This window comes from Paenibacillus bovis, from assembly GCF_001421015.2.
GTDB lineage: Bacteria > Bacillota > Bacilli > Paenibacillales > Paenibacillaceae > Saccharibacillus > Saccharibacillus bovis.
On sequence record NZ_CP013023.1, the window covers coordinates 4,675,655 to 4,700,000 of the forward strand.

Annotated in this window: 18 protein-coding genes, 10 tRNA genes and 2 rRNA genes (1 of these 30 only partly in view); 1 reads left to right on the plus strand and 29 read right to left on the minus strand. The window is 48.1% G+C overall.

What is annotated here, in order from left to right; all coding sequences use genetic code 11:
• Positions 1-132: 132 nt before the first annotated feature.
• Positions 133-1,452, plus strand: a complete 1,320-nt coding sequence (gene uraA / locus AR543_RS19860; protein WP_060536114.1) for a uracil permease — start codon at positions 133-135, stop codon at positions 1,450-1,452.
• Between the two features lie 286 nt (positions 1,453-1,738).
• On the opposite strand, the gene AR543_RS19865 is transcribed toward uraA, so the two are convergent.
• The 29 genes from AR543_RS19865 to AR543_RS20005 all read right to left on the minus strand — a co-directional run.
• Complete coding sequence (locus AR543_RS19865; protein ID WP_060536115.1) at positions 1,739-2,932, minus strand: cation:proton antiporter; 1,194 nt, start codon at positions 2,930-2,932, stop codon at positions 1,739-1,741.
• A 2-nt stretch (positions 2,933-2,934) separates the two neighbouring features.
• Positions 2,935-3,429: a cation:proton antiporter regulatory subunit gene (locus AR543_RS19870; RefSeq protein ID WP_060536116.1), complete on the minus strand. Its 495-nt coding sequence runs from the start codon at positions 3,427-3,429 to the stop codon at positions 2,935-2,937.
• Positions 3,430-3,928: 499 nt separating this feature from the next.
• Positions 3,929-4,447 (minus strand): adenine phosphoribosyltransferase, encoded by a 519-nt coding sequence (locus AR543_RS19875; RefSeq protein ID WP_060536117.1) that lies wholly within the window; start codon positions 4,445-4,447, stop codon positions 3,929-3,931.
• A 27-nt stretch (positions 4,448-4,474) separates the two neighbouring features.
• A complete protein-coding gene (gene recJ / locus AR543_RS19880; protein WP_060536118.1) occupies positions 4,475-6,889 on the minus strand; it encodes a single-stranded-DNA-specific exonuclease RecJ in 2,415 nt (804 codons plus the stop codon).
• Positions 6,890-6,900: 11 nt separating this feature from the next.
• Positions 6,901-7,884, minus strand: coding sequence for a cation diffusion facilitator family transporter (locus AR543_RS19885; protein ID WP_060536119.1), 984 nt, complete (start codon positions 7,882-7,884; stop codon positions 6,901-6,903).
• Positions 7,885-7,960: 76 nt separating this feature from the next.
• Positions 7,961-8,872 (minus strand): protein translocase subunit SecF, encoded by a 912-nt coding sequence (gene secF, locus AR543_RS19890; RefSeq protein WP_060536120.1) that lies wholly within the window; start codon positions 8,870-8,872, stop codon positions 7,961-7,963.
• A complete protein-coding gene (gene secD / locus AR543_RS19895) occupies positions 8,862-10,331 on the minus strand; it encodes a protein translocase subunit SecD (RefSeq protein ID WP_060536121.1) in 1,470 nt (489 codons plus the stop codon). Before secD ends, secF begins: the two co-directional genes overlap by 11 nt.
• A 215-nt stretch (positions 10,332-10,546) precedes the next feature.
• Positions 10,547-10,831, minus strand: a complete 285-nt coding sequence (locus AR543_RS19900; protein WP_060536122.1) for a post-transcriptional regulator — start codon at positions 10,829-10,831, stop codon at positions 10,547-10,549.
• A gap of 154 nt (positions 10,832-10,985) precedes the next feature.
• A complete protein-coding gene (locus tag AR543_RS19905; protein WP_064505698.1) occupies positions 10,986-12,290 on the minus strand; it encodes an ArsB/NhaD family transporter in 1,305 nt (434 codons plus the stop codon).
• Positions 12,291-12,507: 217 nt separating this feature from the next.
• On the minus strand, positions 12,508-12,825 hold the full coding sequence (gene yajC / locus AR543_RS19910; RefSeq protein ID WP_060536124.1) for a preprotein translocase subunit YajC: 318 nt from the start codon (positions 12,823-12,825) through the stop codon (positions 12,508-12,510).
• A gap of 132 nt (positions 12,826-12,957) precedes the next feature.
• Positions 12,958-14,097 carry a tRNA guanosine(34) transglycosylase Tgt gene (gene tgt, locus AR543_RS19915; RefSeq protein ID WP_060536125.1) on the minus strand — a complete coding sequence of 380 codons (1,140 nt, stop codon included), beginning with the start codon at positions 14,095-14,097 and terminating at the stop codon, positions 12,958-12,960.
• A 163-nt stretch (positions 14,098-14,260) separates the two neighbouring features.
• Positions 14,261-15,289, minus strand: coding sequence for a tRNA preQ1(34) S-adenosylmethionine ribosyltransferase-isomerase QueA (gene queA, locus AR543_RS19920; protein ID WP_060536126.1), 1,029 nt, complete (start codon positions 15,287-15,289; stop codon positions 14,261-14,263).
• A gap of 6 nt (positions 15,290-15,295) precedes the next feature.
• A complete protein-coding gene (locus AR543_RS19925; RefSeq protein WP_227871789.1) occupies positions 15,296-17,452 on the minus strand; it encodes a SpoIID/LytB domain-containing protein in 2,157 nt (718 codons plus the stop codon).
• An 819-nt stretch (positions 17,453-18,271) separates the two neighbouring features.
• On the minus strand, positions 18,272-19,288 hold the full coding sequence (ruvB, locus tag AR543_RS19930; protein WP_017813430.1) for a Holliday junction branch migration DNA helicase RuvB: 1,017 nt from the start codon (positions 19,286-19,288) through the stop codon (positions 18,272-18,274).
• 87 nt (positions 19,289-19,375) lie between these two features.
• Positions 19,376-19,633 carry a DUF1720 domain-containing protein gene (locus AR543_RS19935; RefSeq protein WP_227871790.1) on the minus strand — a complete coding sequence of 86 codons (258 nt, stop codon included), beginning with the start codon at positions 19,631-19,633 and terminating at the stop codon, positions 19,376-19,378.
• Positions 19,634-19,721: 88 nt separating this feature from the next.
• Entirely contained in the window at positions 19,722-20,342 is a 621-nt protein-coding gene (gene ruvA / locus AR543_RS19940) for a Holliday junction branch migration protein RuvA (protein WP_060536127.1), read from the minus strand.
• On the minus strand, positions 20,339-20,842 hold the full coding sequence (ruvC, locus tag AR543_RS19945; RefSeq protein ID WP_017813427.1) for a crossover junction endodeoxyribonuclease RuvC: 504 nt from the start codon (positions 20,840-20,842) through the stop codon (positions 20,339-20,341). The genes ruvA and ruvC overlap by 4 nt, the downstream gene beginning before the upstream one ends.
• Before the next feature lie 259 nt (positions 20,843-21,101).
• A tRNA-Pro gene (locus AR543_RS19950) sits at positions 21,102-21,175 on the minus strand.
• Between the two features lie 6 nt (positions 21,176-21,181).
• Positions 21,182-21,261: transfer RNA gene (locus tag AR543_RS19955), tRNA-Leu, on the minus strand.
• 26 nt (positions 21,262-21,287) lie between these two features.
• Positions 21,288-21,364: transfer RNA gene (locus tag AR543_RS19960), tRNA-Arg, on the minus strand.
• A gap of 4 nt (positions 21,365-21,368) precedes the next feature.
• Positions 21,369-21,443: transfer RNA gene (locus tag AR543_RS19965), tRNA-Gly, on the minus strand.
• Between the two features lie 99 nt (positions 21,444-21,542).
• Positions 21,543-21,618, minus strand: a tRNA-Asp gene (locus AR543_RS19970).
• Positions 21,619-21,625: 7 nt separating this feature from the next.
• Positions 21,626-21,699, minus strand: a tRNA-Met gene (locus tag AR543_RS19975).
• A gap of 19 nt (positions 21,700-21,718) precedes the next feature.
• Positions 21,719-21,794, minus strand: a tRNA-Val gene (locus AR543_RS19980).
• 11 nt (positions 21,795-21,805) lie between these two features.
• Positions 21,806-21,877 (minus strand) — tRNA-Glu (locus AR543_RS19985).
• An 85-nt stretch (positions 21,878-21,962) separates the two neighbouring features.
• Positions 21,963-22,054, minus strand: a tRNA-Ser gene (locus tag AR543_RS19990).
• 3 nt (positions 22,055-22,057) lie between these two features.
• A tRNA-Asn gene (locus tag AR543_RS19995) sits at positions 22,058-22,133 on the minus strand.
• 39 nt (positions 22,134-22,172) lie between these two features.
• Positions 22,173-22,289: ribosomal RNA gene (gene rrf, locus AR543_RS20000) — 5S ribosomal RNA — on the minus strand.
• A gap of 72 nt (positions 22,290-22,361) precedes the next feature.
• Positions 22,362-24,346 (minus strand): 23S ribosomal RNA (locus tag AR543_RS20005) (it continues 939 nt past the right edge of the window).

Consider the following 24,346-nt stretch of genomic DNA (forward strand, 5'->3'; position numbering starts at 1 on the left):
GTATTAAATGAAGGGTTCATAAAGAATTCAGCCCCTTTTGAAAATCGTTATTGAAAAAACGATGCAAACTCATTAAGCTATTAAGGATGCAACGAAGAGAATCGAAAGTATAGAGACGAAGGAGTGGATACATTGCAGCGTGAAATTCAGGTTAATGAGAAATTGCCGCTTGGGCCAGGGTTGCTGTTAAGCTTGCAGCATCTTTTTGCCATGTTCGGAAGTACCGTACTTGTTCCCAATCTGTTCAAGGTCGATCCGGGAATGATTCTGTTAATGAACGGAATCGGGACACTGCTGTATATCTGGATCTGCCGGGGGAAAATCCCTGCCTATCTGGGTTCCAGCTTTGCTTTTATTGCACCAGTATCCCTTGTACTGACACAGCACGGTTATAATGATCAGGGGTATTCGCTGGCACTCGGTGCCTTTATTGTGACAGGGATTATCTTTATAATCGTAGCATTAATCGTCAAATTCGCTGGTACGCGCTGGATTGATATCGTATTCCCACCGGCAGCGATGGGAGCGATTGTCGCTCTGATCGGTCTGGAGCTGATTCCTGTAGCTGCCCAGATGGCCGGATTTATCGCTCCTGCAGGCGTAGATGCCGCAACATGGATGCCCAATAAAAAAGTCATTACACTGTCTCTGGTGACACTCGGTGTGACGCTGATCGGTGCCGTCACCTTCCGTGGTTTCCCCAAAATCATACATATTCTGATCGGTATTGTGGTGGGCTACGCCCTTTCTTTCCCGCTTGGACTGATCGATACTACAGCGATCCGCACAGCCAGTCTGCTGCAGGTACCGCATGTGGTAACTCCTTCATTTAACTGGTCCGTGATTCTGACGATCATACCGGTTGCGCTCGTCGTTATTGTCGAGCATATCGGGCATCTGCTCGTGACTGGCAATATCGTCGGCAAGAATCTGTCCAAAGACCCTGGACTGCATCGCTCCCTGATGGGTAACGGCGTATCCACGATTCTGTCCGGCTTTGTCGGTTCTACCCCGAATACTACGTACGGCGAGAATATAGGCGTTATGGCATTAACTCGCGTTTACTCAGTCTATGTAATTGGCGGCGCGGCGATTATCGCGATTCTGCTTTCCTTTTCCGGTACGTTTACCGGTACGGTAGCTGCGATTCCGGCCCCGGTCATGGGTGGTGTGTCACTGCTGCTGTTCGGTGTTATTGCAGCCTCGGGTCTGCGTATTCTGGTCGAGCAAAAGGTCGATTACTCCAAAGCGCAGAATATGCTGCTAACGACTGTCGTGCTGATCACCGGTCTGAGCGGCGCTACTATTACCCTGGGCTCTGTACAGCTCAAAGGAATGGCTCTGGCGACTATCGTAGGTATTCTGCTCAGTCTGTTCTTCCGCATTTTACAGGTGACGGGCTTGTCCAATGACAAAAACGACGAAGCTCCGCCTGCCAAGATTCCGGATTAATCAGAAAAAAATATAGATTCTGCTTATCACTGAAAAAGGTGCCTCGCGACTAAATGCGCAGGCACCTTTTTTGGTGATTTTTTTTGTCTATAGCCAGACTGTTCTGTCCTGAATATAAACACTTTGTATTTCCCCCTGGGATATCCTGGTTCATCCGAACCATCCCGAGCAAGTGATTTTCTTATAATACGATCGTCCCAGAATAGTCTGTGCCGATTCATGGAAATAGTGTACGGCGTACGCATTATAGGAAAATAATTTGCTTCTGTCTTTGGTCATGGAAATATTATTTGTTCAGTCGGAATACTTTGGCGATTCCTTTGTATATCCATTTGGATTCTTTGGTCAGTAGTGGACCGAGAATAGCCAGTATCAGTACATAAATTGCGGCAAATGGCTGCAATATGGCAGATAATGCTCCTGCTGCACCCAGATTGGCAACGATAATAGAGAATTCTCCACGCGACATAATCGTTAACCCTACATTGGCTGAAGCCTGCGGCGAGAGATTGGCGGTTTTGCCTGCCATCATGCCGGCTGTATAATTGCCGATCATGGTCAGAATCACAGCCCCAATAGCCAGCCATACCGCATTGCCTCCGAGCGACAATGGATCAATCGTTAATCCAAAGCTAAAGAAAAACAGTGCGCCGAAGAAATCACGGAACGGTAAAATAATCTTTTCTATCCGGTGCATATGCGATGTCTCTGCCAGTACCAGTCCGACCAGCAGCGCGCCAATCGCTTCGGCTACGTGGATCGTTTCGGAGAAACCGGCAATCATGAACAGTGCAGCGAAGATCACGCACATGAATATTTCATTGGACGGAATATTCAGCAGCCGGTTGAGCAGCGGTACTGCTTTGCGGCCAATAATAAGGATGAGCAGCATATAACCGAGTGCAATACCTGCCGATATGAGAATACCACCAATAGAAGTTGCTCCACTAAGCAGCAGTCCAGATAGTACGGATAGATAAACAGCGAGGAATACATCTTCGAACATGATAATACCCAGAATCATCTCGGTCTCCGGGTTGGCTGTACGCTTCAGATCGACCAGTACCTTGGCTACAATCGCACTGGAGGAAATCGTCGTAATACCTGCAATAACCAGAATCTCCTTGAGTTCAAATCCGGTCGCCCATCCATACAACAGACCCAGTGTAAAGTTAATACCGATATATATGGTACCGCCCAGAGCGATTGAGCGCCCTGCTTTGACCAGCCGGCCTACCGAGAATTCGAGTCCCAGATAGAACAGCAGGAAAATGACACCGATTTTGCCCATAAATTCGATCAGTTCCGCACTCTGGATAAACCGGAAGTCCACAATCCCGAATACAGGAGCATGCGGACCGACCGCCATCCCTGCCAGAATGTAAAAAGGAACGACCGAAAAGCGCAGCTTCGAAGCGAGCAGGCCAGCGAGAGCGACCAGCAGTACAGCAATTCCAATCTCAAATACAATATAATCCATCCTCAGCTGCCCCCTCTCTCAAGCAGCATTTTCAGCGAGTGAATATCATTGCGTTCTCCGGCAATAACCAGTGTATATCCATCCTGCAGTACATATTCCGGTCCCGGGCTGATCTTTTGCTGTGCCGATTCCAGACTGGCAATAATGACGGTTCCTGTGTTCTCGCGAATGGCGAGCTCACCGATACTTTTGCCAATACAGTGCATGCCTTTACGAAGTTTGTACCATTCAATACTTAGCTTGGAAATAGAAAACTCTACCTGCTCCAGTGCAGTCGGCTGATAACTCATACCACCGATAATGCTGGCAACCTGACGGGCTTCACGATCATTCAGCGTCATCACCAGCTCATGATCATCCGGAGCTGCCGGTGAACTGTGATACACCTCGCGCTTGCCATCTTCATGGACTACAATCGCCACCTTCTCGCGATCATCCGTCTCCACCATAAATTTCCTTCCAATACCGGGCAAGTCCGTCTCACGAATAATAGCCATACTTCCCCCTCCTTTTTTGTATAGGTTAACATTGCCATATACAGTGTATGCATAATGCCACACTCCCAGCATGCCTCTCTACACTATACGGGGCCGGGGCCGGATGGTTTCAATAAAAAGGCGATTTTCTGCCTTTTTTGTTCAAAAAACGCCAAAAAAGGCGATTTTCATAAAATGACGTTCTTCATGGTGAGTAGATCTAAAGATGATTCCGATGAAACCCAAAATGCATATTTTAATAAAATATGCATTTTACAGACTTTATTAACGCTAAATATGTATATTTTTGCATTTCTCCCTATGCGGAAAATATGACAAGACCAAATCTGTATATTTGTATATTCACTTTACTTCCTATGCGAAACGAAAAGGATCTCCTTGCAGAGAAAATCTCTTTGGTTTTCTATCCAACCCCATCGAAGAAAATAAAAAAGAGCACGAGGAGTCCTGCTCCCCATGCTCTTTGTATGGTCTGTATCCGTTCAGACTGTTGCTGAAATCAGAAAGGATATTGTGTCAGCGTGAATACTTCCACATCCGGCAGTTTTTCACGGCCGTTTAGATCCTGCAGCTCGATCATAAATGCTGCACCTACTACATTACCGCCCACCTGACGAATCAGGTCTACACAGGTTGCGATTGTGCCGCCTGTAGCGAGCAGGTCATCGGCGATCAGTACGTTCTGACCTTCTGTAATTGCGTCCACATGCATAGCCAGTACATCTTTGCCGTATTCCAGCGCGTATTCAGCCTGGATCGTTTTGTAAGGCAGTTTACCTGTTTTGCGAATCGGAATAAAGCCTACACCCAGCGCATAAGCAAGTGGTGCACCTACTACGAATCCACGTGCTTCCGGTCCGGCAATCACATCGATTTTCAGTTCTTTCACCAGCTTTTTCAGCTCATCGATAGACTCCTTGTAAGCTTCACCATTTTGCAGCAGGGTTGTAATATCTTTAAAACTGATTCCTTCCTGCGGAAAATCCGGAATCACACGAATATGCTCTTTAAAATCCAAAAAAATCTCCTCCTAAAAATAGATCGGTTATGATGCGCCTTGCATGCGGGAAATCATCCATGAAGTTAATTGCGGCAGATCACTTTCACATAACATATATTCCATTTCAGCCAGTTCGCCAAGTTCCCGGTACAGCTGTGAGCTGTCGAGCGGACGTTTTACCGGAGCGTTATTCAGCATAACCTGTCCATCCCGACGGATAATAAACTCCAGTTCCTCGAACACTTCCAGCATCATCTGTACCATTCTTACCGAGCTGGAGGTTTTTTGACTTAGATAGGGAACCAGCTTCGCTTCCTCCGCGATCGTCTCGCTGGATTTGACAAGCCACCCGTATATCAGTTTAAAACGGTCCCGGTCGGGTATCTGCAGACGTTCCTGCTGCTGCGGCCGATCATGAAGCAGGACGATATTTTCAAGAGAAGTGAACTGTTCGAAAATAGTATCCAGCTGCTCGATATGCGCCGGTAATGATAACAGACATAATGTGCGTATAGCTTCTGCCCCATACTGTGTGGAGACATGATTGCAAGCTGCGATATCAACTTTTCTATCATAACCCCAAAGGGATACATCCGACAATTGGGTTTTTAAAGTTTCCACCCGATTTTCGCTGCACAGCACACCCAGCTGGCCACCTTCCACGCCCATATAACGCGACCATTTCTGCCGGATGGTCTTCAGATGCTGCTCCCACTGACCGGAACTGCGCCGATCCCAGACCTGAAGTCCAGGCACAGCCAGATCCTGTACCATCAGCTGCGGCTTGCGATTGCCACGCCATTCGTTAATGCTGGTCTCGGCCAGTATATCAATCCGGTCACCCTCGGACAGCAGCTCAGCCAGTTCGCCTTTGCCAAAAGCAATGCCTTCCATCATGGTTCCATCCTGCTCTACAACGAGCCGCAGATGATCCAGCGTCTTGCCGATGGCTTTGGCCTGGGTCACGGTCACACCGCGCAGAACAATACGCGGCAAAGGATTGGACATGCCAAAGGGAGCCAGCTGATCCAGCTCCTCGATCGCAGACAGGGTGAGTTGATCCAGCGTGCATTCATGATCCGCTGCTGTCTGGGGAACCAGATCTTCTTCGGTCAGCATGCCTGCTGCCCGTTCATTCAGCCGCCGCCGGAATTCGTTCAGCTGATCCCGGTGCAGACTCATACCTGCTGCCGATGGATGACCGCCAAAATGATCCATCACATCCTCGCAATCCAGCAGTGCCTTATAGATATCATAGCCGGGGATAGAACGTGCGGAGCCTTTACTCATGCCTGTCTGCGGGTCGGTACCGAGCACAATCGTAGGCCGGTAATAACGATCTAGCAGTTTGGATGCCACTATACCGACAACCCCGGGATTCCAGCCTTCGCCAGCTACGACAATTACATGCGGAATGCTGCCATTGTTCATGTCTTTCTCGGCTTCCAGCATGATAATGGCCTCCTGTACCATCCGGTTTACCAGATCCTGCCGTTCTTTATTCAGCTGATCCAGTTCAAAAGAGATCTGATCGGCTTCTGCCTGGTTGGTAGTCGTGAGCAGCTCCACTGCGCGTTTGGCATGCTCCATGCGTCCACTGGCATTAATGCGCGGTGCCATAGCAAAAGCAATATGGGTCGCCGACATCTGCGCCGGATCGATCGCTGCAATATTCATCAGTGCGCGTACACCGGCAAATGCACTGTGCTTCATCCGCTCTACACCCGTACGCACCATCATCCGGTTCTCATCTTCCAGCGGCATCAAATCGGCCACTGTACCGATCGAGACGATCTCCAGCCACTCTTCCGGTACCTGGTCCTTGCCGAGCAGTGCCTGTGCCAGCTTGTAGGCCACACCTACACCAGCCAATCCTTTAAAAGGATACGTGCAGTATTCAAGCTTCGGATTCACGAGCGCACAGGCAGCAGGCAGCTCTGCCGGCGGCTCATGATGATCGGTTACGACCACATCGATTCCGAGCGCTGCAGCATGGGCAATCTGGGACACTGCACTGATCCCGGTGTCGACCGTAACAATCAGCGTCACTCCCTGTGCATGTGCCTGATCAATCGCATGGTTATGCAGACCATAGCCCTCTTTGGAGCGATGGGGAATATAAATATCGTAATCGGCGTTCAGATGACGCATCAACTGAATCATCAGTGATGTACTGGATACACCGTCAGCATCATAATCGCCATAGATCCATATCTTCTCGCCTGCCGACAAAGCCTGGCGTATCCGCTCTACCGCTTCCTTCATACCGGCCAGCAGATAAGGATCATGCGATGTACTGCGGCTGCCCGACAGGAATTCGGCCGCTTCCATTTCTCCCGTATATCCTCTGCCAGCCAGCAGCGAAGCCGTTAGCTCCGAGATCCCCAGCTTTGCACTGAGCCTCTGGGCTTCAGCCGGATCGGGATAATGTACATTCCAGTGATATTGTGAATGAATCATGATGTGCCTCCTTAATGAATCATGCCGTCGCCGGATTGTTCACGGCTCTGTGTCCACTCGTAATTGGACTTGTACGGATAGCCTCCCGTATACGGCAGAACCTGTACTTCTACACTGCTTACATGAGCAAACCGGGTAAGCAGCAGATTTTTGGCATAGTCTGCAATTTCAGCTGCAGCCTGTACACTGATCTGGGGATTGACCCCTATTTTCAAATGAATACGGATACCGTCACTGTACTCCTGCGCTTTGAGATCTTCAATCGTGATCACGCCTCGTACGCGCTGCACAGTCTCCATAAAAGCTGCTGCATCTTCACGCTCCAGATCCTGTACCAGCGAACCATACACCGTCTGCCTGGCTATCTGGTAGCCCTGACGCCACAGAATCGCAGCTACCAGAATCGCAGAGACCGGCTCTATATAATACAGCTTATCCATTTGCAGTTCCAGCGCCGCAATCGTACCGAGCATACCTGCCAGTACCAGAATCGAGGAATACAGCGAATACCGATGCGTATCGATCTCCTCGGCCAGCTTTGCAGATCTCTGTTTATTCGTATAACGATAGCGATAGCGGAATAGCGCTTCATTGACTGCCATTGCCAGAAAAACAACTACAATCGCGTAGGGCTTGGGATCGGGAGTATGCTCGGACATCAGATCACGTACCGCAGATATGGCAATTTCCAGACCACCGAGCAGCAGCAACACCGTCAGCAGCAGATTCGTAAATGGAGCAGCCGTTTTATTGTAGCGTTCTTTGGCTGCTGTACGATCTTCCTCTGTCCGGGTACGTGAACGCCGATATTTTTTGGACAGTCGTTCTGCCAGACTGCTGACTGCACTGGAAGCCGTATAGAGCGCATCGCCCATCAGTGCTTTGTTGCTGGCTGCATAGGCAGTGACTGCTTTCACTATAGCCAGTATCAATCCAGCCAGTATGGATGTCCAGAATACTTTTTCCTGCTGACGGATATCGTTGTTTCTCACCATACTTCCTCCTAAGACAAGATGAAGCCGCGTCGGTATGAGGACCAGGACGCGGCTTCAGGCAGGTTAGCTTGCGATGTTAGGCCGTCGTCTTCGACGGTGCTTTCGCTTTTGGTTTCTGTCTGTTTTTGAGTACCAACCACAGCGGACTTGCGATGAAGATCGAAGAGTAAGCTCCGAAAGCAAGACCGATCATCATAGCCAGTGAGAACATACGGATGGACTCACTACCCATAATGAATAACAGCAGACAGGCGATAAATACAGTCAATACCGTATTCAGGGAGCGTGTCATTGTCTGAGAAATACTCTTGTTCACAATATCGGCAACATCTCCGCGTTTTCTCTGTTTGGCAAAACGCAGATTACTCCGGATACGGTCAAAGATAACGATCGTATCATTCAGGGAATAACCGATAATCGTCAATACAGCAGTGATAAAGGTCAGATCTACTTCCAGACGGAAAATAGAGAAGACCGAGATGACCAGGAATGCATCATGCAGCAGCGCTACAACAGAAGCTACCGCAAAACGCCATTCAAACCGGATCGTTACGTAAATGATAATTCCGAGACTGGCGAGCAATACTGCCCATAGCGCGTTACGTTCCAGCTCTTTGGCAATAGTTGGATCAACAGTATTCACTTCGAATGAAGCACCGCTGTCCAGCTGTTTGTTAAATGCCTGTTTCAGCTGATTTTCCTGTGTATCGGTCAGTACGGTTTCGAAACGGATCGACATGCGTCCGTCACCGCCCACACTGATACTTGGATCCTTGCTCAAATTAAGACTTTCCACTACAGGAGCTACCTGCGCTTCTGTCAGTGGCTTGGTCAGTGTCACATCGACATTGGAACCTGAACGGAAATCAACGCCATAATTCAATCCTGCAACTGCTAAGGAGATAATACCGGCAATCGTCAGAATAATAGAGAATGTATAAAAATACTTACTCAGCTTTACAAAGTCATAATTCCACTTAAAGCGCATCGCGTTCACTCTCCTTTACGCCAAAATACTCCGGTTTGTTAACCAGTCTCCCTTTAACAAGCAGGGACAGTAAAAAGCGAGAGAAGAACACGTTGGTAACGATACTTACAAGAATATTGAAAATCAGTACCAATGCAAAGCCTCTTACAGCACCTGTACCCAGAGCAAACATTACGGCAGCAGCAATAATGGTAGTTAACTGGGCATCCATAATGGTACCGAATGAACTTCTGCTTCCTGCTTTGAAAGCAGACGAGATACTCTTACCGTTACGAATCTCGTCCTTGATACGCTCATAGGTGATGATATTGGAATCGACTGCCATACCTACACCCAGAATAAAGGCTGCGATACCCGGCAATGTCAATGTGAAATCACCTGCAACGAAGATCATAACTGTGAGCCATACATAAGTGATAATACTGAATCCGGCGATCAGTCCCGGAATACGGTATACCAGAATCATAAAGATCAGAATGATAATAGAAGCTACTACACCGGCTTTCAGTGTCTCGTTCAGAGACTGCTGTCCCAGGGAAGCTCCTACACTCTGGGAATAGATTTCGTTCAGTTTCAGCGGCAGTGCACCCAGATTGATCTGGTCTTTGAGCTGCTGTGCTTCCTGAACGGTGTAGCTGCCGGAAATGCTGGCTTTGCCATCTGTCAGTTCAGCTCTTACAGTTGGTGCGGACAACAGTTGGCCATTCAGGAAGATTCCGAGCGGCTGATTGATCAGACGTTTGGTAATCTCTCCGAATTTTTTGGCATCTTTGACTTCGATAGTAATTTCAGGCTGCTGCAGTGAGTTATACACTACCGATGCCCCATTTTCCTTGAAGTCATCACCAGTCAATTCTATTTTACAGTAAAGTTTTGCCGGATCTTCATTGGCATAAGTATTTTCTGTAGCTGTAGTGCCGGCGGCTCCTGTGTCAGGAGTTACGGTCACTCCCTGCGGCAATCCTTCGGTCTGTGCAGATACTGCATTGCTGTCCGAAGATTTGCTATCAGTGCTGCTGGTTTTGTCTGCAGCTTTGGACTTGCTGGTATCCTGGCCCTGCTTCTCGGCAGATGGGATTCCCGATTGTTTTGAAGCATCTGTTGAACAACCGTCCATACTACGGAAAGTCAATTCAGCAGGTTCTTTCATAGTTTTGCGGACTGTTGCTTCATCTGTAACACCGGCAATTCTCAGACGAATACGATCCGTACCCTCTGTTGTAATTTCCGGTTCACTTGTACCAAGGGCATTGGCGCGTTGTTCCAGACTTCTTGCAGTCTGCGTCAGAGATTCTCTGGTAACTGCTTCCCCCTGCGTGGTTGGCGTAGCCTGATACAAGATTTCAAAACCGCCTTTAAGATCGAGTCCCAGACGGACATCTTTAAATAGCGGGGTCGTTGTACCGATAATACCGGCCACGACAAGTATGACGACTACGAAGCTGATGATTCTGTTCATCCCGTATGTGGTTCCCCTTTCATTCTCAATATTCCTATTATAGCGATGCGGCAAATGACAGTCAATTTACCAGTGGTCGGCAAAACAAACAGGCTGATGCCTGTCCGACACCGGCCCAGCTTGGTCTTGGTCCAATGAGTCAATCAAATTCACCTGCGAACACACCTTACCATCTGGCAGACGATCTGCGCAATACCGTATTTCTCACAAACCAATTATCCGCCATATGGAGGCCTGAATTCCTGCATATCCGTGCTTTCCATTTTCTTATAGGAAGACATCGTCAGATAATGCATCAGCTGATTGGGTTTCATTGATAAAATATCATTGACCAGCTCGTACAGTCGGGGCATGCCCTGCTTTTCGTACTTGTTGTTCAGGCAGTCCCAAAGTTCTTCCGAAGTCAGCTGCTCATATCCCAGCATCGCAAATTCTTCTATTTTGCTCTGGCAGAGCGAGTCAATCAGTTCGGTCAATTCCGCATTGCTTAATTCGTCCATGTCCACCAGCTACCTTCCTGTTGCTTATGACTACCTTGTATTGAACTGTCCTTATTGCTGTTTTCTGACCTATACAGGTTACACATTCTTCAACTGTACCCTAATTCCTGCCAGCCGCCTAGTATAATGTGCATAATAATGGGGAAATTTCTGGCTACAGCACCATAACATACATATACCAGGAGGCAATCAGCAACGAAATAAGCGTAAGCGGTAGACCCACTCTCAGAAATTCCAGATAACCCAGACGCTGCTGGCGGCGGTCTGCCATCGATGCAGCGATCAATCCGGCAGCTGAGCCCAGTAGGGTTCCACTTCCTCCTACGCCTGCACCTACAGATAATGCCCACCACAATGGATTGATCACTGCCGGCGTAGAAGCATCCATTTGTACAGCGGTCTCCTGAATAAGCGGAATCATGACTGCAACCCATGGCATATGATCCATAACCGAAGACAATAGCCCGGTTGTCCACAGCAGGATCAGAGCAATCCACGACATATTGCCATTCGTCAGTTCAATCAGATAACGGGCTCCTGCCTGAATCCAGCCAGTCTCGGCAAGTCCTCCAGCCAGAATAAATAATCCGGCAAAAAACAGTAAAGTATCCCATTCCAGATGACGCACTACCGATATCGGCTTGGCTCCGGTTATTATTGCTGCCAGCATCATAACTACTGCTCCGGCTGCTGCCATCAGAGATAAACGAAGATCCAGCCAGGATCCGATCACTAGTCCGGCTATCACCAGTACAAATACCATCAGCACTACAAAAGCCAGTCTGCGGTTCTCGATAGAACTTGTTATTTCGTGTTCAAGCTTTAATGTTCTCGCCGTATGACTTGCAGTACGGAAACTTTTCCAGTAAAAGAGGACAATCAGCAGCAGATTTACTGCCAGCAGAATAAGCATTAATGGTCCGATCATCGCAATAAAAGATACAAAAGTCAGCTGCGGATTGGCGGTACCGATCCAGATATTGGCCGGATTGCCGATCAGTGTTGCTGTACCTCCAATATTGCTGGTCATGATCGCTGCTATCAACCACGGAGCAGCATTCATTTTCAGCAGATTCGTCACAATAAAAATAACAGGCACCATCAAAATAATAATCGTTACATGATCAAGCAGTGCAGCTCCTACAGCTGTCCATATCGTCAGAACGATGAAAAGAAGCAGCGGACTGCTGCGTGTCCATTTTAGACTTTGCAGCACTGCATAATGCACAAGACCGCTGCGACTCATCACACCGGCTATCACCAGCATGCTCATCCAGAGCAGCAGTGTGTCCCAATTGATATGGGTGGTATAGGCATTTTGCCAGTGTACAAGACCGAGCAGCAGAAACAGTACAGCACCAATCACTGCGATCATCGCCCGGTTCAGCTGATCCGTGATCCATATGGCATATATAATTAGAAAAATAACGATAGCTGCTGTCGGCTGCCATGTCATCATCTCCGATACTTGCACGGTACACATCCTTTCTCCAAACTAATTATCCGGTTTATCTACTGTGCGGCTTCCTATGATGTTCCGGCTCAATTTCCTATCATAATGAAATTCCCCGCGGATAGCAAAGCTTAAATCGGCATTGCAACAACAAAAAAGCGAACCTGCAGGCAGGTCCGCTTCTGTATTATTTCGTATATCGTTACGGTTGCTCGGGATTCGCTTAGACTTTGGCAGCCGGAGCTGTATCCTTCGCAGTAGAATGGCTGATTGCCGAACGATCAAATGTCAGCTTGGTGACATCGTTTACACGCAGAACAACAATATCATCTGTAATCTCAGTGATCGTGCCGTGAAGACCACCGATCGTTACCACTTTATCGCCTTTACCGAGTGTGTTCAGCATCATATTGCGTTGTTTTTGTTTCTTTTGCTGAGGACGAATCAGCAGGAAATAGAATACAACAAACATCAATACAAATGGAACGATAGCCCCCAAAATCCCGGTGCCGCCACCAGCGGCTGCTGCTAAATTAAACATGGTATTGCCCCCTTTTTAATATAAACCGGGGACCGGAGTTCCGGTACCCGAAGTGTTTCCAGCTGTTGTTCGGCAAATATACAACGATGATCCGGTACATCATTCAATGTTCTTTATGATGCAGTATTCGGCTTAGAAGCCTTTATCATTATCATGCAGTCCATATTGATCGAAGAATTCATCACGGAAATCAAGCAGACGGTCATCCATGATCGCCTGGCGTACATTTTTCATCAGGTTAAGCAGAAAGTGCAGATTGTGATACGTAGTCAGGCGCAGACCAAAAGTCTCATCCGCTTTGATCAGATGGCGCAAATATGCACGGGAATAATTGCGGCAGGTGTAGCAGTCGCAATTGGGATCAAGCGGTCCAAAGTCTCTGGCATACTTGGCATTACGTACAACAACACGGCCTTCGCTGGTCATTGTCGTACCATTACGCGCAATACGTGTAGGAAGTACACAATCAAACATATCCACACCACGAATCGAACCCTCGAGCAGTGCATCGGGAGAACCGACACCCATCAGATAACGAGGCTTGTTACTTGGCAAAAATGGCATGGTATATTCCAGAGCTTCATACATCAAATGCTTGGGCTCTCCTACACTCAGTCCACCAATAGCATACCCCGGGAAATCCATTGAAGTCAAATCAAGTGCACTCTGGCGGCGCAGGTCTTCATGCATACCACCCTGCACGATAGCGAACAATCCCTGATCCTGTGGACGGGCATGGCTGTTCAGGCAACGTTCCGCCCAGCGGGTCGTACGTTCCAGCGATTTTTTGACATAATCATATTCTGCCGGATACGGTGGACATTCATCAAATGCCATCATAATATCGGAACCGAGCGCATTCTGGATTTCCATGGCTACTTCCGGTGACAGGAACAGCTTGTCTCCATTCAGATGGGAACGGAAATGTACGCCTTCTTCGGTAATCTTGCGCATTTCGCTAAGACTAAATACCTGAAAACCGCCGCTGTCTGTCAGAATCGGGCGATCCCAGTTCATGAATTTGTGCAGTCCGCCAGCTTCCTTGATCAGATCATGACCGGGACGCAGGAACAGATGATACGTATTGCTCAGAATAATATGGGCATCCATTTCCTTGAGTTCTTCGGGACTCATGGTTTTAACAGTTGCCAGGGTGCCGACAGGCATAAAAGCGGGTGTCTCGATAATACCGTGTGGAGTGTGAACCCGTCCAAGCCGGGCTCCTGACTGTTTACAGGTTTTGATGTGTTCGTACGTTATAGGTCCAGACATAGTATTTATTCTCATCCTTCTGGTCATTTAATAGGCAAAACAGAAAGGACCGGCAGAACCGGTCCTGCAATCAACCGACATTTAATTATAACGGAGCAACCCTATCAAGCACAATATATGTTCGTACTGATATATTTATTATTTACAGGTATTTATCCATCTATTAGTAGATAAACATCGCATCGCCAAAGCTGAAGAAGCGGTATTCCCGTTCAATCGCTTCGTGATACGCTGCCATAATATGCTCACGTCCAGCCAGTGCACTGACCAGCATCACCAGCGTTGACTTGGGCAGATGGAAATTAGTGATCATCGCATCGACCAATCCAAAGGTATGTCCAGGGTAAATAAAGATCTGCGTCCATCCACTTGCTGCTTCCAGCGGACGATCCTGGAAATCGCGAGCGACTGTCTCCAGGGTACGTGCCGAAGTAGTCCCTACTGCGATTACGCGGCCACCGCGTGCCTTAGTCTCATTCAGCAGCGCTGCCGTCTCCGCAGGCAGTGAATAATACTCTTCATGCATAACATGCTCTTCGATCGTCTCCGCACTCATTGGCCGGAATGTCCCCAGACCGACATGCAGTGTGACAAAGCCGATCTGTACGCCTTTGGCACGAATCTGATCCAGCAGTTCTGTAGTGAAATGCAGGCCAGCTGTCGGAGCGGCCGCCGATCCTTCATTTTTGGCATAGACCGTTTGATAGCGTTCGCGATCATCCAGCGTTTCCTTGATGTAAGGAGGCAGTGGCATTTCGCCCAGACGATCCAGAATCTCCTGGAAAATGCCTTCGTACCGGAAAGAAAGCACACGCATCCCCATATCGCCTTCTTCTTCAATGACCGCTTCAAGCTCATCGCTAAAATGAATCACCGCGCCGGCTTTGATTTTTTTGCCCGGTTTTACGAGTGCTTCCCAGCGATCACCTTCCAGTTGAGTGAGCAGCAGAATTTCCGCTTTGGCTCCTGTATCTTTTTTTGTTCCGAACAGGCGCGCAGGAATAACGCGTGTATCATTCAGAATCAGAGTATCTCCTTCATGGAAATAGTTAATAATATCGGCAAAATGCTCATGCTGTATTTCACCGGTTGTTTTATTTAGCGTCAACAGACGGGACGCTGTACGTTCTTTGAGCGGTACCTGCGCAATCAGATGCTCCGGCAGGTTAAAATCATACATATCTACTTTCATTTTCATTTATCCTTTCGTAATTACTGCACCTTTAAAGTAATGCTGTAAAATTTCTTTGTACGTGGAGCCTTTATCCGCCATTCCTTTGGCCCCCCATTGGGACATCCCTAGTCCATGGCCATTGCCGCGTCCGGTAAACAGGAAGCCTCCCGGCTCGGTAACCCGCGCATTGCCTTCCCCATTCATGATAACAGTAGAGGAAGATCCTTTACCTTGTCCAGAAGCACCCAAAATAACGACTCCTGCTGCAGGCAGTTCGTCCTGACTGCTGCCTGCTCCGATCACAGTGTACTTCTCGGTCTGAACTACATCAAACAGCGTGCTAGGCAGACCATTTAGCGCCGAACGGAAAATATCCGGATATTTGACACTGACTACACTGCCATTGACCTTGATCTCGGTTACACGTCCGGATGGTCCACGTTCGGTTACCTGAATCGAGGTGATCGTCGATGGCAGACTGGATGTCGTTTTGCCTTTGAGGGCAGAGAGCAGCTGGGCAGACGTATACGGTCCGCGAATCCATTCATAGCTATTCGATTCCGGTACAATCTCCAGCACAACCGCCTGATCTCCCGGATTCAATTGGGCAACCGCTTTGACACTGTTTTGTACAACAGGCAGTGCACGCACATTGGTGTTTTTGGTAGTTACCGTCATATAGTCCAGTCCTGCTTCTGTCTGCTTGCCTGCGAGTTTGGCATTATCTTCACGGATATAGCCGGATTCGCCGTTATCGAGCAGGACATGATACCATTTTTTGAGGTTGGCCTGGGCAGCTGCATCTCCGTCCGAGACGACACTAACATAAGCATCTCCGCTGCCTTTCCACACTTCCGAATTATCGGCACTCATCCCACCAGCATTGGCGGAGAATATGGTCTCCAGCACCTTATTATTTTTCATGACGACTTCACCGGCAGTATCGTCTACCGCTTTGATAATGCGCTTGTCTTCGGCACTGACTCCGTTATAAGCCTGGCTGAGTGTTCCATCGACGACATCCGCTATTTTGAAACGGGAGGTACCTTCCTGCGATCTTGCATAGCTGCGTGCTGCTACAGCCTGCGCTTTGAGCGCTTCGGCAGGCCAGGAAGCCGATACTTCACCGCCTACTACAGAATAGAGATAGTCTTCCATCGGCAGCACATTAATCCAGGCCAGCTGACCATTATAGTTGCTAATTTCAAAGTCTCCACGATAGGAACGGGCGGACCTCTCGGTCACCTGGGTTCCGGCATCGCTTCCTTTGAGACGCATCACGGCTTTGCTGCCGCTCACAATATAATGATCAATCGGAGCAGGACTTGTAATGCTTGATGTGGCATTTTGCCGGACAATAAGTGCCGATTCCGTACTGTTTACCGTGGTTAAAGTCACATCAGGCAGTGCAGTAGCAGCGGCCGCTTTTACAGCAGCCAGACCGGCACTATTCGCTTCCTCGCCTACCCATACATTATAGGTCAGCTGACCGCCGCTATGTGTCAATGCTATAAAAGCATCCAGACCGGCATTTTGCGCAGTCATCAGCGCAGACTGGGCCTGGGATTCATTTGCATAGCTGCCTGCAGACAAATGCATGCTCCCTTTGACAGAAGGTGCCTGACCACTCAACAGAGAGCGTACGGTAGAGCTTACGCGAGCAGCGGCTGTAGTGGCATTTGCTTCGGTAGCATACATGCCGGTATATAGCTGGTAGATCGTACTGCCATTTTTGGAAGAAGTCAGTACGATCGGTTTGTCGCTGGTTGGCTGCAGTAGCTTGATGCCTGCCGCCGCGGTAGCAAAATCTGTCGTTTCCATCACTTTGACGCGATATCCATCAATACCAAAGCTGGCCTGCTTGCCAATCGACAGCCAGGAATCAAATATCTGTCCGCTCATTTCACCGAGTTCCAGATCACTTGCTGATTTTACATTAACTACAGGTACGATCGATGTATACGTACTGCCTCCATTAAAAAATATTCCGACCCGAATCTCTTCATCCGATGATCCAGCCGCATAGGAAGGCATAGCATACCCCGTCATCAGTAGGGCTGCCAGTGCCAATGCACCTGCAGTACGTACAACCCGCTTGCGAAGCATAAATGGAGCATTCACCTGCTTCTTGCTCGTTGACTCCAACACTGCTGCTTTTAATTTGTTTTGTGCACTTTTCATTTGTTTATCCTGTCTCCGTTGCAAAACAGTGCACCCAGACGATTCTATGATTATACTGTGCAGACTCGAACCATGTTCAGATCCTATTACATGTTCACACCCTATTACATGATTAGCACCTATTATATGATGGTTTACTGATTTGAAATCTGTATTCTGCTGTCCATTATAGTAATTATGATTCTCCACAGCAGCTTTTTCCCGATTCCGTCTTCGCAGCATTGCAAATTTCCTCATTGCTACCTTCCTCTCGCTGTTCACTAAAGTAATTACTTTTGAAAGATCATTATTCTTTATACGCATAAACTATTTAAATGACTTGCTGCTTGTCTTATCTATTTTATTTCCATATAATCGACTTCTTAAATACAAAGAAATCAGACAGAATAGGAATACAATAGATAAGACAATATCTATTTTTGCAAAAATCCAAATGATTTTGGCTAAAGTTCAGTTCGCCTTCCCCTTGGCTCCTAACAGGGTATCAACTCGTTTGTATCTCGGAATGAATACTTTTATAGTATCCATACAATAAAACACCAAGACTTCAAGACTTCAAGACTTCAAGACTTCAAGACTTCAAGACTTCAAGACTTCAAGACTTCAAGACTTCAAGACTTCAAGACTTCAAGACTTCGAAAGCCTAGCAAAACTCTTGATATTATGCAATATTTAGCTATCTATAGAAGCGATTTATCCAGATTCACATGATAAAAAAGCCTGTTATTTATAGAAGATGACACTCTATAAATAACAGGCTTTGCGCTATTCAGAGGTTCTATCTACGTATCAGAGCCTCTATTATAACATGACTTGTGCTTATTTACCTTTCAAGTCTTCCGGCATGGGAATTCCAAGGTGACTATAAGCTTTTGGCGTAACCACACGTCCGCGTGGAGTACGCTGCAAGAACCCCAGCTGTAGCAGGTAAGGCTCGTATACATCTTCGATCGTTTGCCCTTCTTCGCCAATGGTAGCCGCGATTGTATCCAAACCTACCGGCCCCCCACGGAAACTATGAATCATCGCTTCCAGCATTTTATGGTCAATCTGATCCAATCCGCACGGATCAACCTGCAGCATATTCAGTGATTCTTCAGCAATCTCCGGTGTGATAATACCATCTCCACGTACCTGTGCATAATCCCTTACCCGTTTGAGCAAACGATTTGCAATCCGCGGAGTCCCTCTTCCACGCAGTGCAATCTCCTCGGCAGCGTCTCCCAGTATCTCAATTCCGAGAATATCCGCACCACGACTGACGATAAAGGTCAATTCATCCACTGTGTAGAATTCCAGACGACTAACGACGCCAAATCGGTCGCGTAGTGGAGCTGACAGCAGACCCGCTCTTGTCGTTGCTCCAATCAATGTAAACGGAGGCAAATCCAGACGCACTGAGCGCGCACTCGGCCCTTTGCCAATCATAATATCCAGCGCTGAATCCTCCATTGCCGGATATAATACTTCTTCTACCGAACGGTTCAATCGATGAATTTCATCTATAAATAGAACGTCTCCATCCTGCAAATTGGTCAGCAATGCTGCGAGATCACCAGGCCGTTCAATCGCCGGTCCAGAAGTAGTACGAAGATTAACTCCGAGCTCATTGGCAATAATATTAGCGAGCGTCGTTTTACCGAGTCCCGGTGGACCGTAAAGCAGAACGTGATCCAGTGCCTCACCACGCATTTTGGCCGCTTCAATATAAATTTTCAGGTTTTCTTTTACCCGGCTTTGACCGATGTATTCCGCCAGATAGCGGGGACGCAGACTGAGTTCCACCGCTTGGTCTTCCATCATCAAGTTAGCCGATATGATGCGGTCATCCGTCATCTTTATCGCTTCCTTTCATTACAATTCATATCTTGTTAGGGCCCCAATGCCTGATACCCCGTGTGTATATCTTTATTTTAATCAGCACTAGTATACGCACACTATTGGTATCCTGTATCCTGTATCCTGTATCCTGTATCCTGTATCCTGTATCCTGTATCCTGTATCCTGTATCCTGTATCCTGTATCCTGTATCCTGTATCCTGTATCCTGTATCCTGTATCCTGTATCCTGTATCCTGTATCCTGTATCCTGTATCCTGTATCCTGTATCCTGTATCCTGTATCCTGTATCCTGTATCCTGTATCCTGTATCCTGTATCCTGTATCCTGTATCCTGTATCAACTACAGCCCGTTCAAGCCATATGTTTGAATCTATATTACGAAAATTTATTTTATTTACAGATTATCTCCCGTACATCATGACTTATACTTATGATCCAGTATACAGCATTTTCAAAGCCCGTTTCATAACAGAATCTGCTGTATCTTCCGGAAAGACTTCATGCTTGAGCGTTTGCCACATGCGATCCAGCTCTGATTCGGTGTAACCAAGAGCTTTGAGACCCTCGCGCACTTCCGGCCATACATCTCCAGAGGCTGCCATTGGCAGTTCCGTCTGGGCAAATAAACCTGTAGCAATAAGTGCATCTCCGATCCCATCCAGCTTATCCTTGAGATCCAGAATCATGCGTTGAGCTGTTTTTTTGCCGATTCCAGGTAGCTTGGTCAGGAAGGTAATATTCTCCTGATAAATAGCTGTGATTACCCCTTCCGGACTGCCACCACTTAGAATCCCAAGGGCTACCCGTGGACCGATTCCGGATACTTCAATCAATTTACGAAACAGCTTCTGTTCATCACGGCTGGGGAACCCAAATAGCTGTATTGCATCCTCACGGACATGATGATGGGTATAGACCGTAATCTCTCCTGTATGCTTCGCCCAGGCAAAAGGATTGGGGCAAAATACACGATATCCAATACCATTAACATCCATTACAATGTATTCATTCTCCAAGTGGACCAGAGGCCCGCGCAAATAATCGATCATTTTTTGAGTACCTCATTTAATTTAGAATTTAATACATAAGAGTGAGCATGACAAACAGCAACAGCCAGGGCATCGGCTACATCATCCGGCTTTGGAACTTTTTGCAGATTCAAAAACATGCGCACCATTTCTTGAACCTGTCGTTTTTCTGCTTTACCATACCCTACAATTGCCTGCTTAACCTGCATTGGTGTATATTCCCCTATAGGTAGGCCACGCTGCGCAGCTGCTAGAATCGATACGCCACGCGCCTGACTGACGGACATGGCAGTAGTCACATTCCGACTAAAAAACAATTTTTCAAAGGCAACGGCGTCGGGTTTGTACTTATCGATCAACTGTACCATCCCCTCATATACATGCATCAGGCGTTCTTCTTCGGGCGTGTGCGCCTCTGTCTGGATACATCCATACTGAACAGGTGTCAGCTTGCTTCCATTCTTATCAATAAATCCAAAACCAACAATTGCAATCCCCGGGTCAATCCCCAATATACGCAAACCGATCTCTCCCTCATTCTGCACATCTATGATCTGCCTGTTTGTTATCTGTGTACCTTCATATTTATATATTCCATTATATCTGTATCTATTATTCAATATTACAAGTACATCTCTTCCATTTATCATACTACATGATAGGGCAAATAGGCGAACATATGTATCATTTTTTTGTTATATTAAAAGGAATAGTCGCTACTTAAAAACATATTAATAAAATAAAAAAGCACCACTCCATAAAGAGTGATGCTTTTACATATCGGGATGACACGATTTGAACATGCGACCCCCTGGTCCCAAACCAGGTGCTCTACCAAGCTGAGCTACATCCCGATGATATGCCGGTGAAGGGACTCGAACCCCCACGGTTTCCCTCACGATTTTGAGTCGCGCGCGTCTGCCAATTCCGCCACACCGGCAAGTATGTGGACTTTCAAAGTAAAAATGGCGCGCCCTAAGAGATTCGAACTCCTGACCTTTTGATTCGTAGTCAAACGCTCTATCCAGCTGAGCTAAGGGCGCATATTGGAGCGGACGACGGGAATCGAACCCGCGACCCTCGCCTTGGCAAGGCGATGCTCTACCGCTGAGCCACGTCCGCAAACTAAACTTTTTAACCAACTTGAATATGCTGTACCGATAATCAAACTGATTATCATAATTTCCTCAAATTATTCTATGAAGAATAATTCAGAAAAAATGGCGGAACCGACGGGATTTGAACCCGCGATCTCCTGCGTGACAGGCAGGCATGTTAACCCCTACACCACGGTTCCAAAGATATTGCGGGGACAGGATTTGAACCTGTGACCTTCGGGTTATGAGCCCGACGAGCTACCGGACTGCTCCACCCCGCGTCGTCATATAAAACATCTATGGTGGAGACTGAGGGGATCGAACCCCCGACCCTCTGCTTGTAAGGCAGATGCTCTCCCAGCTGAGCTAAGTCTCCATAAATGTAGATGACCCGTAGGGGATTCGAACCCCTGTTACCTCCGTGAAAGGGAGGTGTCTTAACCCCTTGACCAACGGGCCTTGATAATAAGCAATATATTTTATACTAACATGTAATTTACAAATCAACAACCAATTTTGCATATTTAAAATTAAATAATCTTTCTGGCGGAGAGAGAGGGATTCGAACCCTCGAGACGCTTGTGACGCCTACACGATTTCCAATCGTGCTCCTTCGGCCAACTCGGACACCTCTCCATATGGCTCCCCGAACAGGACTCGAACCTGTGACAACTCGATTAACAGTCGAGTGCTCTACCAACTGAGCTATCAGGGAATAATACCCGCTCGTGTGAGCGGAAGTCTTGCTGTTTTCGCTTGGCAACGTCCTACTCTCCCAGGACCCTGCGGTCCAAGTACCATCGGCGCTGGAGGGCTTAACGGTCGTGTTCGGGATGGGTACGTGTGGAACCCCTCCGCCATCATCACCAAACGTCTTGCTTACCAGGTTGATCACCTGAAAACTGAATCCGAAACGAAACACCGCTGCTTTAGAAAGCTTTATTTGGATAAGCCCTCGACCGATTAGTATTGGTCAGCTCCATGCATTGCTGCACTTCCACCCCCAACCTATCTACCTCGTCGTCTTCAAGGGGTCTTACTAGTTGGGAAATCTCATCTTGAGGGGGGCTTCACGCTTAGATGCTTTCAGCGCTTATCCCGTCCGCACGTAGCTACCCAGCGATGCTCCTGGCGGAACAACTGGTACACCAGCGGTGCGTCCATCCCGGTCCTCTCGTACTAAGGACAGCTCCTCTCAAATTTCCTGCGCCCACGACAGATAGGGACCGAACTGTCTCACGACGTTCTGAACCCAGCTCGCGTACCGCTTTAATGGGCGAACAGCCCAACCCTTGGGACCTACTTCAGCCCCAGGATGCGATGAGCCGACATCGAGGTGCCAAACCTCCCCGTCGATGTGGACTCTTGGGGGAGATAAGCCTGTTATCCCCAGGGTAGCTTTTATCCGTTGAGCGATGGCCCTTCCATGCGGTACCACCGGATCACTAAGCCCGACTTTCGTCCCTGCTCGACTTGTAGGTCTCGCAGTCAAGCTCCCTTATGCCTTTACACTCTTCGAATGATTTCCAACCATTCTGAGGGAACCTTAGGGCGCCTCCGTTACATTTTAGGAGGCGACCGCCCCAGTCAAACTGCCCACCTGACACGGTCCCTGTACCGGATCACGGTACCAGGTTAGAACTCAGATGCGATCAGGGTGGTATCCCAACGGCGCCTCCAAGGAAGCTTGCGCTCCCTCTTCGTAGGCTCCCACCTATCCTGTACAAATCGCACCCCAGTTCAATATCAAGCTGCAGTAAAGCTCCATGGGGTCTTTCCGTCTTGTCGCGGGTAACCTGCATCTTCACAGGTATTAAAATTTCACCGGATCTCTCGTTGAGACAGCGCCCAAATCGTTACGCCATTCGTGCGGGTCAGAATTTACCTGACAAGGAATTTCGCTACCTTAGGACCGTTATAGTTACGGCCGCCGTTTACTGGGGCTTCGGTTCATAGCTTCGCTTGCGCTAACCACTCCCCTTAACCTTCCAGCACCGGGCAGGCGTCAGCCCGTATACTTCGCCTTGCGGCTTCGCACAGACCTGTGTTTTTGCTAAACAGTCGCTTGGGCCTTTTCACTGCGGCCCCCTCGTGCTATTCACACTACCGGGGCACCCCTTCTCCCGAAGTTACGGGGTCATTTTGCCGAGTTCCTTAACGAGAGTTCTTCCGCGCGCCTTAGAATTCTCTTCTCGCCCACCTGTGTCGGTTTGCGGTACGGGCACCTGCTTCCTGGCTAGAGGCTTTTCTTGGCAGTGTGAGATCATGACCTTCGCTACTACAATTTTCGCTCCCCATCACAGCCTGGCCTTGGAGCATGCGGATTTACCTACATGCAAGCCTCACTGCTTAGACGGACATCCATCAGTCCGCGTCACTACCCTCCTGCGTCACCCCATTGCTCATAACGGCTTTCGGTGGTACAGGAATTTCAACCTGTTGTCCGTCGACTACGCCTTTCGGCCTCGCCTTAGGTCCCGACTTACCCTGAGAGGACGAGCCTTCCTCAGGAACCCTTGGGCTTTCGGCGGATCAGATTCTCACTGATCTTTTCGTTACTCATACCGGCATTCTCACTTGAATTCTGTCCAGCGCTCCTTACGGTACACCTTCAACCTAAATTCAACGCTCCCCTACCCCTGATACGAATGTATCAAGCCATAGCTTCGGTGGTGTGTTTAGCCCCGTTACATTTTCGGCGCAGAGTCACTCGACCAGTGAGCTATTACGCACTCTTTCAATGGTGGCTGCTTCTAAGCCAACATCCTGGTTGTCTAAGCAACTCCACATCCTTTCCCACTTAACACACACTTGGGGACCTTAGCTGATGGTCTGGGCTGTTTCCCTTTTGACAATGGACCTTAGCACCCACTGTCTGACTCCCGGAATAAAGTCTGCGGCATTCGGAGTTTGACTGAACTTGGTAAC

Excerpts from the sequence above, each read along its gene's own strand:
- AR543_RS19905 (WP_064505698.1), bottom strand. The coding sequence starts at position 12,290 with ATGATGACATGGCAGCCGACAGCAGCTATCGTTATTTTTCTAATTATA.
- ruvA (WP_060536127.1), bottom strand. The coding sequence starts at position 20,342 with ATGATCGATTATTTGCGCGGGCCTCTGGTCCACTTGGAGAATGAATAC.
- AR543_RS19865 (WP_060536115.1), bottom strand. The coding sequence starts at position 2,932 with ATGGATTATATTGTATTTGAGATTGGAATTGCTGTACTGCTGGTCGCT.
- AR543_RS19885 (WP_060536119.1), bottom strand. The coding sequence starts at position 7,884 with ATGGTGAGAAACAACGATATCCGTCAGCAGGAAAAAGTATTCTGGACA.
- queA (WP_060536126.1), bottom strand. The coding sequence starts at position 15,289 with ATGAAAGTAGATATGTATGATTTTAACCTGCCGGAGCATCTGATTGCG.
- yajC (WP_060536124.1), bottom strand. The coding sequence starts at position 12,825 with ATGTTTAATTTAGCAGCAGCCGCTGGTGGCGGCACCGGGATTTTGGGG.
- ruvB (WP_017813430.1), bottom strand. The coding sequence starts at position 19,288 with ATGACGGATGACCGCATCATATCGGCTAACTTGATGATGGAAGACCAA.
- secD (WP_060536121.1), bottom strand. The coding sequence starts at position 10,331 with ATGAACAGAATCATCAGCTTCGTAGTCGTCATACTTGTCGTGGCCGGT.
- secF (WP_060536120.1), bottom strand. The coding sequence starts at position 8,872 with ATGCGCTTTAAGTGGAATTATGACTTTGTAAAGCTGAGTAAGTATTTT.
- AR543_RS19870 (WP_060536116.1), bottom strand. The coding sequence starts at position 3,429 with ATGGCTATTATTCGTGAGACGGACTTGCCCGGTATTGGAAGGAAATTT.
- tgt (WP_060536125.1), bottom strand. The coding sequence starts at position 14,097 with ATGTCTGGACCTATAACGTACGAACACATCAAAACCTGTAAACAGTCA.
- AR543_RS19900 (WP_060536122.1), bottom strand. The coding sequence starts at position 10,831 with ATGGACGAATTAAGCAATGCGGAATTGACCGAACTGATTGACTCGCTC.
- AR543_RS19925 (WP_227871789.1), bottom strand. The coding sequence starts at position 17,452 with ATGAAAAGTGCACAAAACAAATTAAAAGCAGCAGTGTTGGAGTCAACG.
- recJ (WP_060536118.1), bottom strand. The coding sequence starts at position 6,889 with ATGATTCATTCACAATATCACTGGAATGTACATTATCCCGATCCGGCT.